Annotated in this window: 16 protein-coding genes; 13 read left to right on the forward strand and 3 right to left on the reverse strand. The window is 67.2% G+C overall.

What is annotated here, in order from left to right; translation table 11 throughout:
• The first annotated feature begins 108 nt into the window (after positions 1-108).
• The 3 genes from CSW62_RS12865 to CSW62_RS12875 are packed head-to-tail and all read left to right on the forward strand — an operon-like array spanning position 109 to position 1,414.
• Complete coding sequence (locus CSW62_RS12865; protein WP_012286347.1) at positions 109-402, forward strand: hypothetical protein; 294 nt, start codon at positions 109-111, stop codon at positions 400-402.
• On the forward strand, positions 399-839 hold the full coding sequence (locus tag CSW62_RS12870) for a Spy/CpxP family protein refolding chaperone (RefSeq protein ID WP_012286346.1): 441 nt from the start codon (positions 399-401) through the stop codon (positions 837-839). Before CSW62_RS12865 ends, CSW62_RS12870 begins: the two co-directional genes overlap by 4 nt.
• A complete protein-coding gene (locus CSW62_RS12875) occupies positions 836-1,414 on the forward strand; it encodes an RNA polymerase sigma factor (RefSeq protein ID WP_099578356.1) in 579 nt (192 codons plus the stop codon). The genes CSW62_RS12870 and CSW62_RS12875 overlap by 4 nt, the downstream gene beginning before the upstream one ends.
• Here CSW62_RS12875 and CSW62_RS12880 read toward each other — a convergent pair.
• Positions 1,411-2,691, reverse strand: coding sequence for a type II restriction endonuclease (locus tag CSW62_RS12880; RefSeq protein WP_199170591.1), 1,281 nt, complete (start codon positions 2,689-2,691; stop codon positions 1,411-1,413). The genes CSW62_RS12875 and CSW62_RS12880 overlap by 4 nt on opposite strands.
• Before the next feature lie 179 nt (positions 2,692-2,870).
• Here CSW62_RS12880 and CSW62_RS12885 point away from each other — a divergent pair, with 179 nt between their 5' ends.
• From CSW62_RS12885 to CSW62_RS12905, 5 genes are all read left to right on the forward strand, one after another.
• Positions 2,871-4,793 carry a DUF4396 domain-containing protein gene (locus CSW62_RS12885; protein ID WP_099578358.1) on the forward strand — a complete coding sequence of 641 codons (1,923 nt, stop codon included), beginning with the start codon at positions 2,871-2,873 and terminating at the stop codon, positions 4,791-4,793.
• A gap of 130 nt (positions 4,794-4,923) precedes the next feature.
• On the forward strand, positions 4,924-5,208 hold the full coding sequence (locus CSW62_RS12890; RefSeq protein WP_143324385.1) for a hypothetical protein: 285 nt from the start codon (positions 4,924-4,926) through the stop codon (positions 5,206-5,208).
• Entirely contained in the window at positions 5,205-5,708 is a 504-nt protein-coding gene (locus CSW62_RS12895) for a hypothetical protein (RefSeq protein ID WP_199170592.1), read from the forward strand. The genes CSW62_RS12890 and CSW62_RS12895 overlap by 4 nt, the downstream gene beginning before the upstream one ends.
• Position 5,709: 1 nt before the next feature.
• Positions 5,710-6,972, forward strand: coding sequence for a hypothetical protein (locus CSW62_RS12900; protein WP_099578362.1), 1,263 nt, complete (start codon positions 5,710-5,712; stop codon positions 6,970-6,972).
• Positions 6,973-7,205: 233 nt separating this feature from the next.
• Positions 7,206-9,557, forward strand: a complete 2,352-nt coding sequence (locus CSW62_RS12905) for a heavy metal translocating P-type ATPase (protein WP_099578364.1) — start codon at positions 7,206-7,208, stop codon at positions 9,555-9,557.
• Positions 9,558-9,573: 16 nt separating this feature from the next.
• On the opposite strand, the gene CSW62_RS12910 is transcribed toward CSW62_RS12905, so the two are convergent.
• Positions 9,574-10,143 carry a TetR/AcrR family transcriptional regulator gene (locus CSW62_RS12910; RefSeq protein WP_099578366.1) on the reverse strand — a complete coding sequence of 190 codons (570 nt, stop codon included), beginning with the start codon at positions 10,141-10,143 and terminating at the stop codon, positions 9,574-9,576.
• A 125-nt stretch (positions 10,144-10,268) separates the two neighbouring features.
• Here CSW62_RS12910 and CSW62_RS12915 point away from each other — a divergent pair, with 125 nt between their 5' ends.
• The 3 genes from CSW62_RS12915 (at position 10,269) to CSW62_RS12925 (ending at position 12,045) form a co-directional block, all read left to right on the forward strand.
• Positions 10,269-10,493 carry a hypothetical protein gene (locus tag CSW62_RS12915; protein ID WP_099578368.1) on the forward strand — a complete coding sequence of 75 codons (225 nt, stop codon included), beginning with the start codon at positions 10,269-10,271 and terminating at the stop codon, positions 10,491-10,493.
• A gap of 2 nt (positions 10,494-10,495) precedes the next feature.
• Entirely contained in the window at positions 10,496-11,008 is a 513-nt protein-coding gene (locus tag CSW62_RS12920; RefSeq protein WP_099578370.1) for a hypothetical protein, read from the forward strand.
• Positions 11,009-11,148: 140 nt separating this feature from the next.
• Positions 11,149-12,045 carry a sterol desaturase family protein gene (locus CSW62_RS12925; protein ID WP_099578372.1) on the forward strand — a complete coding sequence of 299 codons (897 nt, stop codon included), beginning with the start codon at positions 11,149-11,151 and terminating at the stop codon, positions 12,043-12,045.
• Here CSW62_RS12925 and CSW62_RS12930 read toward each other — a convergent pair.
• Positions 11,997-12,779 (reverse strand): AraC family transcriptional regulator, encoded by a 783-nt coding sequence (locus CSW62_RS12930; protein ID WP_199170593.1) that lies wholly within the window; start codon positions 12,777-12,779, stop codon positions 11,997-11,999. The two genes, CSW62_RS12925 and CSW62_RS12930, sit on opposite strands and share 49 nt — an antisense overlap.
• A gap of 106 nt (positions 12,780-12,885) precedes the next feature.
• Here CSW62_RS12930 and CSW62_RS12935 point away from each other — a divergent pair, with 106 nt between their 5' ends.
• Both CSW62_RS12935 and CSW62_RS12940 read left to right on the forward strand, forming a co-directional pair.
• Positions 12,886-13,161: a metal-sensing transcriptional repressor gene (locus tag CSW62_RS12935; RefSeq protein WP_099578376.1), complete on the forward strand. Its 276-nt coding sequence runs from the start codon at positions 12,886-12,888 to the stop codon at positions 13,159-13,161.
• A gap of 7 nt (positions 13,162-13,168) precedes the next feature.
• Complete coding sequence (locus CSW62_RS12940) at positions 13,169-14,296, forward strand: nickel/cobalt efflux transporter (RefSeq protein ID WP_099578378.1); 1,128 nt, start codon at positions 13,169-13,171, stop codon at positions 14,294-14,296.
• Positions 14,297-14,317: the final 21 nt, after the last annotated feature.

Raw genomic sequence — 14,317 nt, forward strand, 5'->3', positions numbered from 1 at the left:
GCGCACCTTGCGCCGCGCGTCATTTTCGCGCGCGGTTCCAAACTTGCGGGATAAAGGGGTTCTGCTGCGTATAGTCAGCGGGACACCTCCGGGGGCGAAGGACCGAGCATGACTCTGAACTTGGATGACTTGGTCGATCAGCTGGCGGCGCAGCCGCTGGACAGATCGCTGGACGGCCTGGAATGGGACGTGGCGCGCGGCATTGCCCGTCGACGCGCCGACCTCAAGACGGGGGCCGCCCTGGCGCCGATCCGGGTCGCATCGGTCGGTCTGGCGCTGGCGATGGGCGTCACCGCCGGCGGCTTGGCCGCGGCCAGCACCGTCTCCGCGCCACAGCAGTTCAGCACCTTTTCGGTCTCGGCTCATCTGGCGCCGTCCACCCTGCTCGAGGGTGATCAGTGAGCGTTACCCGCAGCATCATTCTGACGTTGGTGCTTTCGACCCTGGCGGCGGCGATCGGCGCCTGGGGCGGCGGACAGTATGTCGTGCGCCGGATGCACCACGCCACGCCCTTGCATCAGTTGGTGCATGAGAAGCTCAACCTCACGCCGGATCAGGAACGGCGGATCGACGGGCTGGAGCGTGACTACGCGGCGCGCCGCAAGGTCCTTGAGGCCGAAATGCGCGCCGCCAACGCCGAGCTCGCCCAGGCCATTCAAGAGCAGCACAGCTATACGCCCAAGGTCCAGGCGGCCATCGACCGCTTCCACATGGCAATGGGCGCCCTGCAGAAGGAAAGCATCCAGCACGTTATCGCCATGCGCGCCGTGCTGACCCCGCAACAAGCCGCCCGTTTCGACGACACCGTCGTCAAGAACCTGACCGAACAGGCGCAGTGATCGCGGCGACGCCCACCGACGAAGCGCTCGCGGCGCAGGCCGCGAGGGGTGACGAGCGCGCGTTCGCGCAGCTGGTCGGCCGACACAAGGAAAGTCTCTACCGCCTGCTGCGGCGTTATACGGGCGATGCCGATGAGGCCTATGAAGCAGCCCACGAAGCGTTCATCGCGGCCTGGGCGGCTTTGGGCCGATATGACCCCTCGCGCTCTTTCGGCTCCTGGCTGCGCACCATCGCCATCAACAAGGCGCGAGACCGCGGGCGGAAAATGGCCGTGCGGCGCTTCTTTTTCGGGTCTGTCGCGCCCGATGACGCCCTGGCCCAAGCCGTCGATCCCGGTGCGCTGGCCGACGACCAGCTGCGCCAACACCAGTCGATGGGTCTTCTCAACCAGGCGGTGGCGAAACTTCCCGACGCCCTGAAGGCGCCGCTCGTGCTGACCGCCTTCGAAGGCCTGTCACATCATGAAGCCGCCGCGATCCTGGGCGTCTCGCCCAAGTCCGTCGAGACCCGCGTCTATCGGGCGCGCAAAGCCCTGGCGGCGTCGTTGGATCCGGAAGCCTTTCGCGATCGCTAGCGCGACACCCCCTGGCCAGGGGTAAGCCGATGGGACACCGATTCCAGCGCCTGGATACCCGTTCCGAACCGCCCAATGGCCTCGCGATGCTTGTCCAGTTCGCCATAGGGCAGGTAGCGAACCGACAGATCCCCGATCCGGCTGAAGGCCGGCCGGGCGATCTGGGCGCGAACATCGACTTCCCGTTTGTCGGGGGCGACCAGGTAGAGCGCATGCAGGCTGCCGGCCGCGCCGCCGAGCGCCAGATCGAGCATCCGCACGATGCCCGAATAGATGGAGGTGCTGTGCTCGACTTCGAAGGCCGCGATGATCGTGTCCGGGTCCGACAGCCACAACACATCGATCAGCCGCACGGCGTCCGCGCCGGGCGCCGCTTCCAGCCGGCCACCCAGCCGCGTCAAACACCCCTCGCCAAGCTTGCCGCCCTCGTGCAGACGCCCTTGATCGTTCTGGGCGATGAACACCTTGTAGCCCAGGGCCAAGCCCAGATCGCGCAGCCAGCCCTGGACCTGGGTATGGGTGCGCTCGTCCTGTTCGACCCCGGGCTTAAGGGCTGCGGCTTCCCGAACCTTGGCCAGATCCTCGCGCCAAGACGCCAGGGCGGCGACGTCGTCCTGACGTGGCGGCGACGCATAGAGACCCATGCCGATATCGAAGCAGAAGGCGGCGACCGCGCCCAGATCGTTGGAGAGCAGATCCCGATGCTTGCTGTTGAAAGCGATCAGGCCTTGGCGCATGGCCAGGTACTGCTCCCAGCGCCCTAGCTTCACATTCGCCCCGAACAGGGCGTTGTAGCCGCGGACGATCGCGGTGTTGAACGGCGGGGCGATCGTCGGGTGCAGGAAGTAGAGGATGTTGGCGACGGCGGGTCCGAGCCCCTTGATCTGCAGGGCGTCGATCCGATGGATTTCGGCCAGGACATGCTCGGCGGTGTCGCAGCAGACGCAAGCGTCCAGCAGGCGCCCGAAGGCCCGCTGGTTGCCGGGATGCTCGTAGATGTCGGGAATGCGCAGCTTGGGCTTCCACAGGAAAGCGTGGTCGGCGCCCTTGAAGACCTGGCGCTGCTCGGCGATCGAGTGGACGACGGTCTCGAGCGAGGAGCCGCGATAGGCCACGCCGAACCGTCCCTCGGCGATCTCCTCGGCGACCTGCTGCACGCCGCGCCGGATAGAACGGAAGTTCTTGATCCGGTCTTCCCACAGAAACCACGTGCGATAAGCGCCGCGTGGATCGTCGCGCCAGCGCCGCAAAAGATCGCGCATCAAGTCGTCGGACAATCCAGCTCTCCCCGGCCGCACCCTTGGTCAATAGGCGGCGACGCCTTGCTTTCCAAGTCAAGAAGCGGGCAACCTCGACCGATCATTCGCCGTTGTCGTGTCGATGGCTGGTCCCAATGAATTTGACCGGGTCGATATCCTTCCCATCATTGGAATCTTTATTCCGGCAGGAAGCACCGATGCTAATCCAACCGATCGACTACTTCCTGGTGGGCTGGTTTTCCGTCGCCGCGCTCAGCACGCTCTATGTCGCCATCGACCAGTATCGCAACAACCCCGAGCCGGTTGTGATGAAGTGGGGCTTCATCCTGGTGACCCTTTATACGGGCCCCATCGGCCTGCTGCTGTACGTCCTGGCCGACAAGGAGCCCCGCCCCGGTGAGCACGAAGCCTTCGTCAAGCCGTTGTGGAAGCAGGGCGTCGGCTCGACCATCCACTGCATCGCCGGCGACGCTACGGGGATCATTCTGGCGGCGGTGATCACCGCGACCCTGGGCCTGCCGATGTGGCTGGACCTCCTGGTCGAATACGCCTTCGGTTTCGCGTTCGGCCTGTTCATCTTCCAGGCCCTGTTCATGAAGTCGATGATGGGCGGGACCTATTGGCAGAATGTCCGCCGCAGTTTCATTCCCGAACTGATCAGCATGAACTTCATGATGGCCGGCATGGCTCCGGTGATGAGCTTCCTGATGATGGGCCGCGACATGCGGGCCATGGTTCCGACCGAACTGATCTTCTGGGGCGTGATGAGCCTGGGCGTCATCGCCGGCTTCGCCCTAGCCTTTCCGTCCAATGTCTGGCTGGTCTCCAAGGCCCTCAAACACGGCCTGATGACCGAACGCAAATCGGGCGCGAAGTTCGACCTTGGGTCCCAGGCCAAGGCGAAGGCGACCGCCGTCCCGCATGCCGGCCACAAGATGGCCAAGGCGATGGCCGGCGGCGAACAGCCGAGTCATGGCGCCCACGCCGCAACCGCCTCTGACAGCCCCGGTATGGCGTCCGACGCCACCTCGGCCCAGATCGCCACGCTCGGCATCGTCTCGAGTCTGGCCGTGGTCGCGGGGATGATCGCACCCTGGAACTGGATCAACATGACATTGTCGGCCCACCAGGTCGGCGGCGCGATCATGCCGCCAGGCATGATCATGGATCGCGACACGCCGGCCGAGGCGATGATCGACATGGCGGCGGTCGATCCGCGTCAGGTCAAGGCGACCTACGGCGTGGAGGTGCGCGGAGCCCGCCCCCTGCCCTTCCGCCTGGAGAACGGCGTCAAGATTTTCGAATTGGAGACCTCGGTGTTCCGCTGGACGATCCTGCCGGGCGTCACGGTCGACGCCTATGGCTTCAACGGCCAGGTCCCGGGCCCGACCATCCGCTTCAACGAGGGCGACAAGGTTCGGATCGACGTGACCAATCGACTTCCAGAGTCCACCACTGTCCATTGGCATGGGTTGATCCTGCCCAATATCATGGACGGCCCGGCGATGATCACCCAGGCGCCGATCGAGAACGGCAAGGCCTATCGCTACGCCTTCACCGCGGTGCAGAGCGGCGCCTACCTCTATCACTCGCACGACCATGTTGACCGCCAGCAGGGGCTTGGGCTTTACGGCGCGCTCATCATCGACCCCAAGACGCCCGACCCCAGTCTAAGGGCCGACCACGAATATGTGCTGCAATTGCAGGAATGGCTGAAGCGCGAGGGCCTGACCTACCCGGCGATGCCCATGGACGGCGGCCAGCCCAACTTCTTCACCTTCAATGGCAAGGCGTTTCCGGCAACCGACACCATTCACATGAGGGTGGGCGAAACCCTCAAGGTCCGGATGATCGGCTCCAACAACGGCTTCATCCACCCGATCCACATCCACGGCGGTCCGTTCGAGGTGGTGGCCCGCGACGGCGAGACCCTGCAGCCCTCGGCCCGCTTCAAGGCCGACACGATCAATATCGGACCTGGTCAGCGCTACGACGTCATCTGGACGGCGCTCAAGCCCGGAAAATGGCTGATCCACTGCCATATCGGCCACCACACGACCAACAACAACGTCGAGACCCAGGGCGGCGGCGGCCTGATGATGGTGATCGACGTCCGCTAGCCGCGGGCGTGGCGCCTGGCCTTTTCGCCCTGAAACCCTGGTCGGGGAGTCATCGGCGGTGAAGGAGGCCTGAACGCGTGGAACCATTGCGGACGCGGCGGCTTGGACTCTCGGAAGGACTCCCTTGGTCATGGCGAACTCCGGCGACACCCGCGCTATCCGTGGGCGGCTCCCCGTTCTTCGTAGCGCGCTCGCGGTCGCCGCCACGCTGGGGGCGGTGTTCCTGCTGTGCTGGAGCGGCGCGGCGATCGGATGGCTCAGCGCCAGCCACATGTACGTTGCGATTTTCACGGTGGAGCCCGCCGGATCGGTGGCGGCCCTGGCGACGGGCCTTTGCTGGTCGCTGGCTTTTGGGACCCTGGTCGGCGCGTTGCTCGCGCTGGCCTACAATGCGCTTTCGTTCCTGGAACGTTGATCGATCGCCCCTCCCATGCGGCTGACCACCAGCCCCCAGATCCCGGCGCAGCGTCGGCGAGCCCCCATCGCCTCGCCGCCCTGCTGCTGGGTGCTTGCGCGGCCTATCAACTGGCGATCGGCCTCTACTTCGCCATGCTCCGCCCGCCGCTCCTTGCGGAGGATCTTCGGTTCCTTGGGACGGCGTCCGGAGCGCTCGCGGCGGCGGCGCCAAGGCTGGAGCGCTGGCTGCAGTTGGTGTTCGTCGTGCTGGGCGGGCAGATGGCGGCGGTGGGGGTGTTGACCGCGGCGCTTGCATTGCGCCTAAGCCGGGGCCATGCGCCGGATCGGCGCGAACTTGCTTTGCTTGGCGGCGCGGGCGCGCTGTCGGTGGGAACGATGAGCGTGGTGAACCTTGTCCTGGCGTCCGACTTCCGATGGCTGCTGATCCTTCCCGTCGCGACCTGGGCCGGCGCCATCGCCCTGGCCGCGCGCGACGCGGGCCGCCTGAACGAGCGCTGAGATGAACCGTCCCCCTGATCGCGACGCGGTGCTGAACAGGGAGTGTTTCTGCATCACGCTCGACAGCGCCGGCCTGCTGGCCGCGATCCAGGCGCAAGCGCCGGAGCCAGGCCTCGTCGCGACCCTGATGGCCGCACGACCCAATCTGTTCTCCGGCGGACCGGTGTTCATCGCCAAGGGCGATCTGGCGGCGATGCTTGATATTGTCGGGGCCATCGAGGCGGCCGCCAAGGACCCCGCCTACCAAGCGGCGGTCCTGCGCTGGGCGCCGGCGATCGCGCGACAGGACTTTGGCCCGCGCGGGGTCTTCATGGGTTACGACTTTCACCTCGGCGCAGACGGGCCCAAGCTTATCGAGGTCAACACCAATGCGGGGGGCGCCTTCCTCAACGCCATGCTGGCGCGCGCGCAAAGAGCCTGCTGCCGCGAGGCGGACGATGCGATGCGTGGCGCGCCGCCAGGTCAATTCGACGCGGTCGCCTGGGAGATGTTCCTGGCGGAGTGGCGGGCGCAGGGTCGCGTGGGACAGCCGCGAACCATCGCCATCGTCGATGATCGCCCCGCGGAGCAGTACCTGTTCCCTGAGTTTCTACTGGCGCAACGCTTCTTCGAGCACCACGGCCTGGAGGCCTGGGTGGTCGATCCAGGGCAACTGCGCTTCGCCGATGGCCGGTTGGCGTTCGAGGGCCAGACGGTCGATCTTGTCTATAACCGCCTGGTGGACTTCGCCCTCAGCGAAAGCAGCCATCAACCGCTGCGAGAGGCCTATCTGGCGGGCGCCGTTGTCCTCACCCCCAACCCTCGCAACCACGCGCTCCTGGCCGACAAGCGCAACCTGACCCTGCTGTCGGATCCGGGCATGATGAGCGGGTGGGCGATCACGCCCGGTCAGCGGCAGAGCCTGAAGGCCGTGCCCACGACCGTCATGATCACCGCGGACAATGCCGACCAACTCTGGGCGGCGCGCAAGCGCTACTTCTTCAAGCCGGCGGCGGGTTATGGGGGCAAGGCGGTCTATCGCGGCGACAAGGTCACGCGAGGCGTCTGGGAGGACATCCGGCAGGGCGGCTACATCGCCCAGGCCTTCGCCGCGCCGGGCGAGCGGCGGATCAGGATCGACGGCGAGACCAAGTCGCTGAAGCTGGACGTGCGCCTTTACACCTATGCCGGTTCGCCGCTCCTGACGGCCGCGCGCGTCTACCAGGGACAGACGACCAACTTCAGGACGCCGGGCGGAGGCTTCGCGCCGGTTTTCGTCATCTGACGGCGGGCGCAGCAAGTCGTCTCCCCAGCGATCGTCCTGAACGCCGGCCGAAGTCGCGCCGGGCCTTTGATGCGGTCTAGGCGATTGAGCGGCCTGGGCTTGTCTTGGATCAAATCCCCAGCTGTGGAGTTGCGGCATATACCCCGCGAAGGCGTCTCGCCCATTCTCCATTGCGCATATGGGCGCGCGTCCACACGATTTGCGAAGCCGTCGCGAGGCTAGATAGGGACGACATGACCCGCGCCCAGAGTCACGATCACGACCATGGGGCGCAGACGAGCGTATCGCCCCAAGCCGATCCGGCCATCGATCCCGTCTGCGGCATGACGGTCGATCCGCGCAAAACGCCCCACCATGTCGAGCATGGGAGCAGGACGGTTTCCTTCTGTTCGGCGGGCTGCCGCGACAAGTTCATCGCCAGCCCCGAGCGCTATCTGGCGACGGCCACGCAGGCCGCGCCCGCCGCGGCCGAAGGGACGATCTACACCTGTCCCATGCACCCGCAGATACGGCAGGTCGGCCCCGGCTCCTGCCCGATCTGCGGCATGACGCTCGAACCGGTGACGGTGACGGCGGACTCGGGACCAAGTCACGAACTCGACGACATGACCCGGCGGTTCTGGATCGGCCTGGCGCTCACCGTCCCGGTCTTCGCGCTGGAGATGGGCGGTCACCTCAGCGGCTTGATGATGTTGATGAGCCGCCAGACATCCAACTGGATCCAGCTGGCGCTGGGGACGCCTGTCGTGCTCTGGGCCGGCTGGCCCTTCTTCGTGCGCGGCTGGGCCTCACTGCGCACGCGCCAGCTCAATATGTTCACGCTCATCGCCATGGGCGTCGGCGTATCCTGGCTCTACAGCATGGTGGCGGTGCTGGCTCCCGGCGTCTTCCCGCCCGCTTTCCGCGACGCCGCGGGCGCTGTTCCGGTCTATTTCGAAGCGGCCGCCGTGATCACCGTGCTGGTGCTCTTGGGCCAGGTTCTTGAACTGCGAGCCCGCGAGCGGACCAGCGGGGCGATCAAGGCCCTGCTCAACTTGGCGCCCAAGACCGCGCGGCGCATCCGCGATGACGGGACCGACGAAGAGGTCACGCTCGACCTTGTCCTCGTGGCCGATCGGTTGCGTGTCCGTCCGGGCGAGAGGGTGCCGGTGGACGGCGAGATCGTCGAAGGCCGCGTGTCGATCGACGAGTCCCTGGTGACGGGCGAGTCCATGCCGGTGACCAAGGAGCCGGGCGGCAAGGTCATCGCCGGCTCGATCAACAAGACCGGCTCCTTCGTGATGCGGGCCGAAAAGGTGGGAGCCGACACCTTGCTCTCGCGCATCGTGCAGATGGTCGCCGACGCACAGCGCAGCCGCGCGCCGATCCAGCGGATGGCCGATCAGGTCGCCGGCTGGTTCGTGCCCGCTGTCATCGCCGTGGCGGCCGTCGCCTTCGCCGCGTGGGCGATCGTCGGGCCAGACCCCCGGCTGGCCTATGCCCTGGTCGCCGCCGTCTCGGTGCTGATCATCGCCTGCCCCTGCGCGCTGGGCTTGGCCACGCCGATGTCGATCATGGTCGGGGTGGGCCGGGGCGCGCAGGCCGGCGTGCTGATCAAGAACGCCGAAGCCCTCGAGCGCTTCGAGAAGATCGACACCCTGGTGATCGACAAGACCGGCACCCTCACCGAGGGTCGGCCGGCCGTTACCGCCATCGAGACCGTGGTCGGCATCGATGAAGGCGAGCTCCTGCGGCTGGCGGCCAGCTTGGAGCGCGGCAGCGAGCATCCCCTGGCCGACGCCGTGCTGCGCGCGGCCAAGGATCGCGGCCTGTCGCTGTCGGAGGCCGTCGACTTCGACTCGCCGGTCGGTCGGGGCGTGATCGGCGTGGTCGATGGCAAGAAGATCGTGCTCGGCGGCGCGCCGCTGATGGCCGAGCAGGGTGTCGACCTAACCGCGCTGCTGACGCAGGCCGAAGCCCTGCGCCAGGACGGGACGACCGCTGTCTTCGCGGCGATCGACGGACGCCTGGCCGGCGTGCTTGGGATCGCCGACCCGATCAAGCCGACCACGCCGGAGGCGGTGCGCGCCCTGCAGGCCGACGGCGTCCGGCTGGTGATGATGACCGGCGACAACCGCACCACGGCGCTGGCCGTCGCCAAGCGCTTGGGCATCGAGGATGTCGAAGCCGAGGTGCTGCCGCAGGACAAGGCCAAGGTCGTCCAGAAACTGCGCGCCGAGGGCCGCGTCGTGGCCATGGCTGGCGACGGCGTCAATGACGCCCCGGCGCTGGCCGCCGCCGATGTCGGCGTCGCCATGGGCGCCGGTTCGGACGTGGCCATCGAGAGCGCCGGGGTGACGTTGCTGAAGGGTGACCTGCAGGGCCTCGTCAGGGCGCGCCGCCTGTCGCGGATGGTGATGCGCAACATCCGCCAGAACCTGGTCTTCGCTTTCATCTACAATGTGGCCGGAGTCCCGATCGCCGCGGGCGCGCTCTATCCCATGTTCGGCTGGCTGCTTTCGCCGCAGATCGCCGCGGCGGCCATGGCGCTGTCGTCGGTCAGCGTGATCAGCAACGCCCTGCGGCTTCGGGTCGTGAAGCTCTGAGCCGAGGTGGACAGGGTCAGGGCTGCGGGCGCAAGCCCGCCAGGGTGACGGCGACGAGCCGCTGAACGGCGGCCTTGGACGTAAGACTACTGGCCGCCGTCAGGGCGTGCAGGCAATAGGTCGCAAGCTCATCCGGCGCGATGTCGTCGCGCAGCGCCCCGGTCTTCGCGCCCTCGATCACCAGATCACGAATGAGGTCATGTAGTTGCTGGTGCGCCCGGACGACATGATCGCCACGATGCAGCAGCGCCGCCAGCTCGCCATCGTGGCGCTGATGGGAAATCAGCGCGAAGGCCTCAAGGACGGCTTGCAGCTTCTGGCCAGGATCGCCCGCCTGGTCGCGCACCGCGGCGAGCTGTCGAAGGTGGTGGCCGACCTGCCGTTCGTGCCAGGCCATCAGGATCGCTTGGATGTCGGGGAAGTACTTGTAGAGCGTCGCGCGACCGATGCCGGTCTGCGCGGCGATCTTCGACATCGTCACCGACGCCAGCCCGTGCTCAGCGACCAGCGCCGCCGTGGTGTCCAGCGTCGCTTCGCGCACCGCCAGGCGATGCGTCTCGATCGTCTCGTCCCACAGCTTCGGCATCCGCCCAGCATAGGCGGCTCGACGACGATGTCCAAGGTCGAGACATTTTGACTTCATCGAGACACTATGTATTGATAAATGGCGGACGCACGCCCCCCAGCCCCTTTCCTTCGTCGAGGACCAATATGTCCAGCCCCTCTCCCGACGCCGCTGACGACGCCGATGACGCATCCGGCCGGCCGCCGCCCCATCGCACGCCGGGCTGGGTGAGGACCTTTCAGGTGGTCGGCGTCGTCCTCGTCCTGCTGTTCGTCGTCCTGCATCTCACCGGGCTGGCGCCGCGGCACGGCCTTGGCGATTCGGGCCGACACCCGTCCGCCGCCATGGATCACGGACCTCGACCGTCGTGATCATGTCGCCGGGTCTGCGCAAGCTGGCGCTCACCGTCCACGTCACCGCATCGGTCGGCCTGCTCGGCGCCATCGCCGCCTTCCTGGCGCTGTCCGTCGCCGGCCTGGCCGGCCGCGACCCTCAGATGGTGCGCGCCGCCTATCCGGCCATGGCTTTGATCGCCCGGCTGGTCGTGACGCCCCTGGCCCTGGCGGCCCTGGCCACCGGGCTCATCCAGTCGCTGGGCACCGCCTGGGGGCTGTTTCGCCACTACTGGGTCTTGATCAAGCTGCTGATGACCCTGTTCGCCACCGCCGTACTGCTGGTGAAGCTCGACTTGATCGACCAGGCCGCCCGTCTGGCCTCCGAGACGATCCTGGCCAGGGCGGATCTTCGCGCCGTGGGGATCCAGCTTCTCGTCCACGCCGCAGGCGGGCTGCTGGTGCTGCTCGTGCCCGCGGTGCTGTCGATCTACAAGCCGCAAGGCCTGACGCGATACGGCGCGCGTCGGCAGCACGCGCTGTTGCGCCGCTAGACGCTTCGGCGCCGCCAAGGCCGGAAGGCCGTCATCGGCCAGCGTCGAGACATGCCGCCCCAACCAGCCCCTACGTTCAAGCGCCTCGGCAAGGCAGGTTCCACAGTCCGGCGGACGGATCATCCGCCCGGAGACTGCCCATGCGCGCCGCCCTGACCCTGTTCTATGCGCCCGCCATGCTGCTGGGCTTCAACGGCCTGGCCATCGCCCTGGTCGCCATGGGCGCGCCGCTGTGGCTGCTGGCCCCGCTGCTTGTCATGGCGATCGGCGCCTCGTTCCTGGCCGAGCGCCTGGCGCCCTATGAAGCCGACTGGAACCGCGACCATCACGATCGCGGCCGCGACATCGCCCATGCCCTGGTCAACGAGGCGAGCAACAGCCTGGCCCTCGGCCTTATCCCCCTCTTGACGCTGATCTCGCCGTTCAAGGCCCTGTGGCCGGCGAACCTGCCGCTCGCGCTCCAGCTTCTCCTGGCCATTCTGGTCGCCGACGCTGGCATCACCTTGACCCACTACGCCAGCCACAAGATCAGCTGGCTGTGGCGCTTCCATGCCGTCCACCACTCAGCGCGCCGCCTCTACGGCCTCAATGGGCTGATGAAGCATCCGGTGCATCAGGCCGTCGAAACCTCGATGGGGGTCGCGCCGCTGATCCTGATCGGCCTGCCGCTGAACATCGGCGCCCTGCTGGCCTTCGCCGTGGCGATCCAGTTGCTCCTGCAGCATTCGAACGTCGACATGCGGATCGGGCCGCTGCGTCGCATCCTGGCGCTGGCGCCGGTGCATCGCTTCCACCACCAGAGCAGCGCTCGCCTGGGCAATGTCAATTTCGGCCTGTTCACGACGATCTGGGACCACCTGCTGGGAACGGCGGTCTTCGACGCCCAGCGCCGCTTTGCCTCGCGGGACCTGGGGATCGAGGAACGCCCCGACTATCCGTCTGGCTATGTCCGCCAACTCGTCGAACCGTTTCACCCGCAGACCGGGGCTCAGGATAGGCGCGACCCAGGCGCCAGCCGGGGCTTCGACAAGGCCTGACCGGCGGTCACGCCGAACATCGCTCGCAGGGTCCGGGCGTAATGGGACTGGTCGGCGAAGCCCGCGGCGTGGGCGGCGTCGGTCGCATCCGCCCCTTGCATCATGGCGACGGCCGCCAGGCGCAGCCGTCGCCACAAGACATACCGGCGGAACGGCAGTCCGAAGCTTTCGGAAAAGCGATGCCGGAACCGAGAGCTGGAAAGCCCGAACGCCGAGGCGGCGGTTTCGAGGCGCAGCAGCCCGAGCGGCGCGAGCCGATCGATCAGATCGGCGAGGCGTTCCGAACCAGGCGGCGGCCAGGGCGACGATCGCGCTTCTCCGTCGAGCCATGCGCGCCAGAAGCCCGCCTCGGGCGGGCCAATGATGGCGATCGTGTCCCGCGCCGCCCTGATGCTCTCAAGCAGCGGGGCGACGGCGGGCGCGCCGATCGCGCCCTGTTCCACGAACAGGATCTGGGCCTCCACGATGGGCAGGAGCGCGTGGCGGACAAGCGGATCGATCAGGATCACGGTCGCGCCATGCCGCTGGCCCTCGCCATCGACAACACACGCCCCCATCGGCGCGATCACGGCTTGCGCCGCCAGATGGCGATGCGGGGCGGCGTCGCCGGCCGCCCCGCGCCATGAGGCCCAGAGGTCGCCGACCACCAGCTCGCCTCGCCATGACGGCGGCTCATCTTCAAGCGGATCGGGGCCGTGCGGTCGCATCGCGGTCATCGTCACCTCGTTGCGCATCCTGGCCCCCGCGCCTCAGCAGTCAAGCGATACGCCCGCGTGCGAGGCAGGGCGATCGTCCGAAACTGGCTGGACTTAATCCCCTCCTGGGGGATAGGACATTTGCATGGCTCACGTAGTCCACGAAACCCATCCCGAGATCGTCAATCGGCTCAAGCGCGCCGAAGGACATCTGCGCAAGACCATCGCCATGATCGAGGCGGGCCGCACGTGCCTGGACCTGGCCCAGCAACTGCACGCCATCGAGAAGGCGGTCGCCGCCGCCAAAAAGACCTTGATCCACGACCATATCGATCACTGCCTGGCCCATGCGGCCGAAAATGATCCCAAGGGCGCGGCCAAGGCGATCGACGAACTCAAGACCATTACCAAGTACCTCTGAGGCGCCCATGACATCCCTCGCCGATCTCCTCGCGCAGGGCGCGGGGCATGCCTGGCTGTTCGTGCCCTCGGCCCTGCTGCTGGGCGCGTTGCACGGTCTTGAGCCGGGGCACTCCAAGACGATGATGGCCGCCTTCATCGTCGCGGTGCGCGGCACGGTCTGGCAGGCGATTCTGCTGGGGCTGTCAGCGACCGCCTCCCACACGGCGATCGTCTGGATCATCGGTCTGGCGGGCCTCTATTTTGGCCGCAACCTCGACCTCGACACGGCCGAGCCCTGGTTCCAACTGGCCTCGGCGGCGATCATCGTCGCCGTCGCGCTGTGGATGGTCTGGCGAACTTGGCGCGAAGGACGCGCCGCGGCCAACGAGCAGGACCACGATCATGGCCATGCTCATGACCACGACGACGAAGTCCGGCGGATCGACACCGGACACGGCGTCGTCGCCCTGGCGATCTTCGAGGATGGCGTGCCGCCCTGCTTCCGCATCACCGCAGAGCGCGGGCGCCCGCCGCGGGCCAGCGAACTGACCGTAACCACCACGCGGCCCGATGGCGCGGTCCAGACCTTCGCCTTCGCCGACAAGGGCGCTTTCCTGGAGTCGGTGGAGACGATCCCCGAGCCCCATGCGTTCGATGCGCGGCTGTCGATCGCCCATGGCTCGCACAGCCACGACTTCGACGTCGTCTTCGCCGAACACGACCATGGGCACGGCCATGACCATGGCGGCCTAGACGTCTCCGATCCTGGCTACCAGGACGCGCACGAGCGCGCCCACGCCAACGACATCAAGCAGCGCTTCGCCGGCCGCGACGTCACCACCGGCCAGATCCTCCTGTTTGGACTGACCGGCGGGCTGATCCCCTGCCCGGCCGCGATCACGGTCCTGTTGTTGTGCTTGCAGCTCAAACAGGTCGCGCTCGGCGCGACCCTGGTGCTGTGCTTCTCGATCGGCCTGGCCATCACCATGGTCACCGTCGGCGTGGTGGCCGCCTTGGGTATGCGCCATGCCGAAAAGCAGTTCGGGAGCGCTTTCGCGACCCTTGCCCGTCGCGCGCCCTACGCCTCTGGCGCGCTGATCACCATCGTCGGCTTGATCCTCGCCGTTCAGGCGGTTGGCGCGATCGTCACCTGACCGCGCGTCCACAGGTCGTAA

This window comes from Caulobacter sp. FWC2 (assembly GCF_002742625.1).
Classification (GTDB): domain Bacteria; phylum Pseudomonadota; class Alphaproteobacteria; order Caulobacterales; family Caulobacteraceae; genus Caulobacter.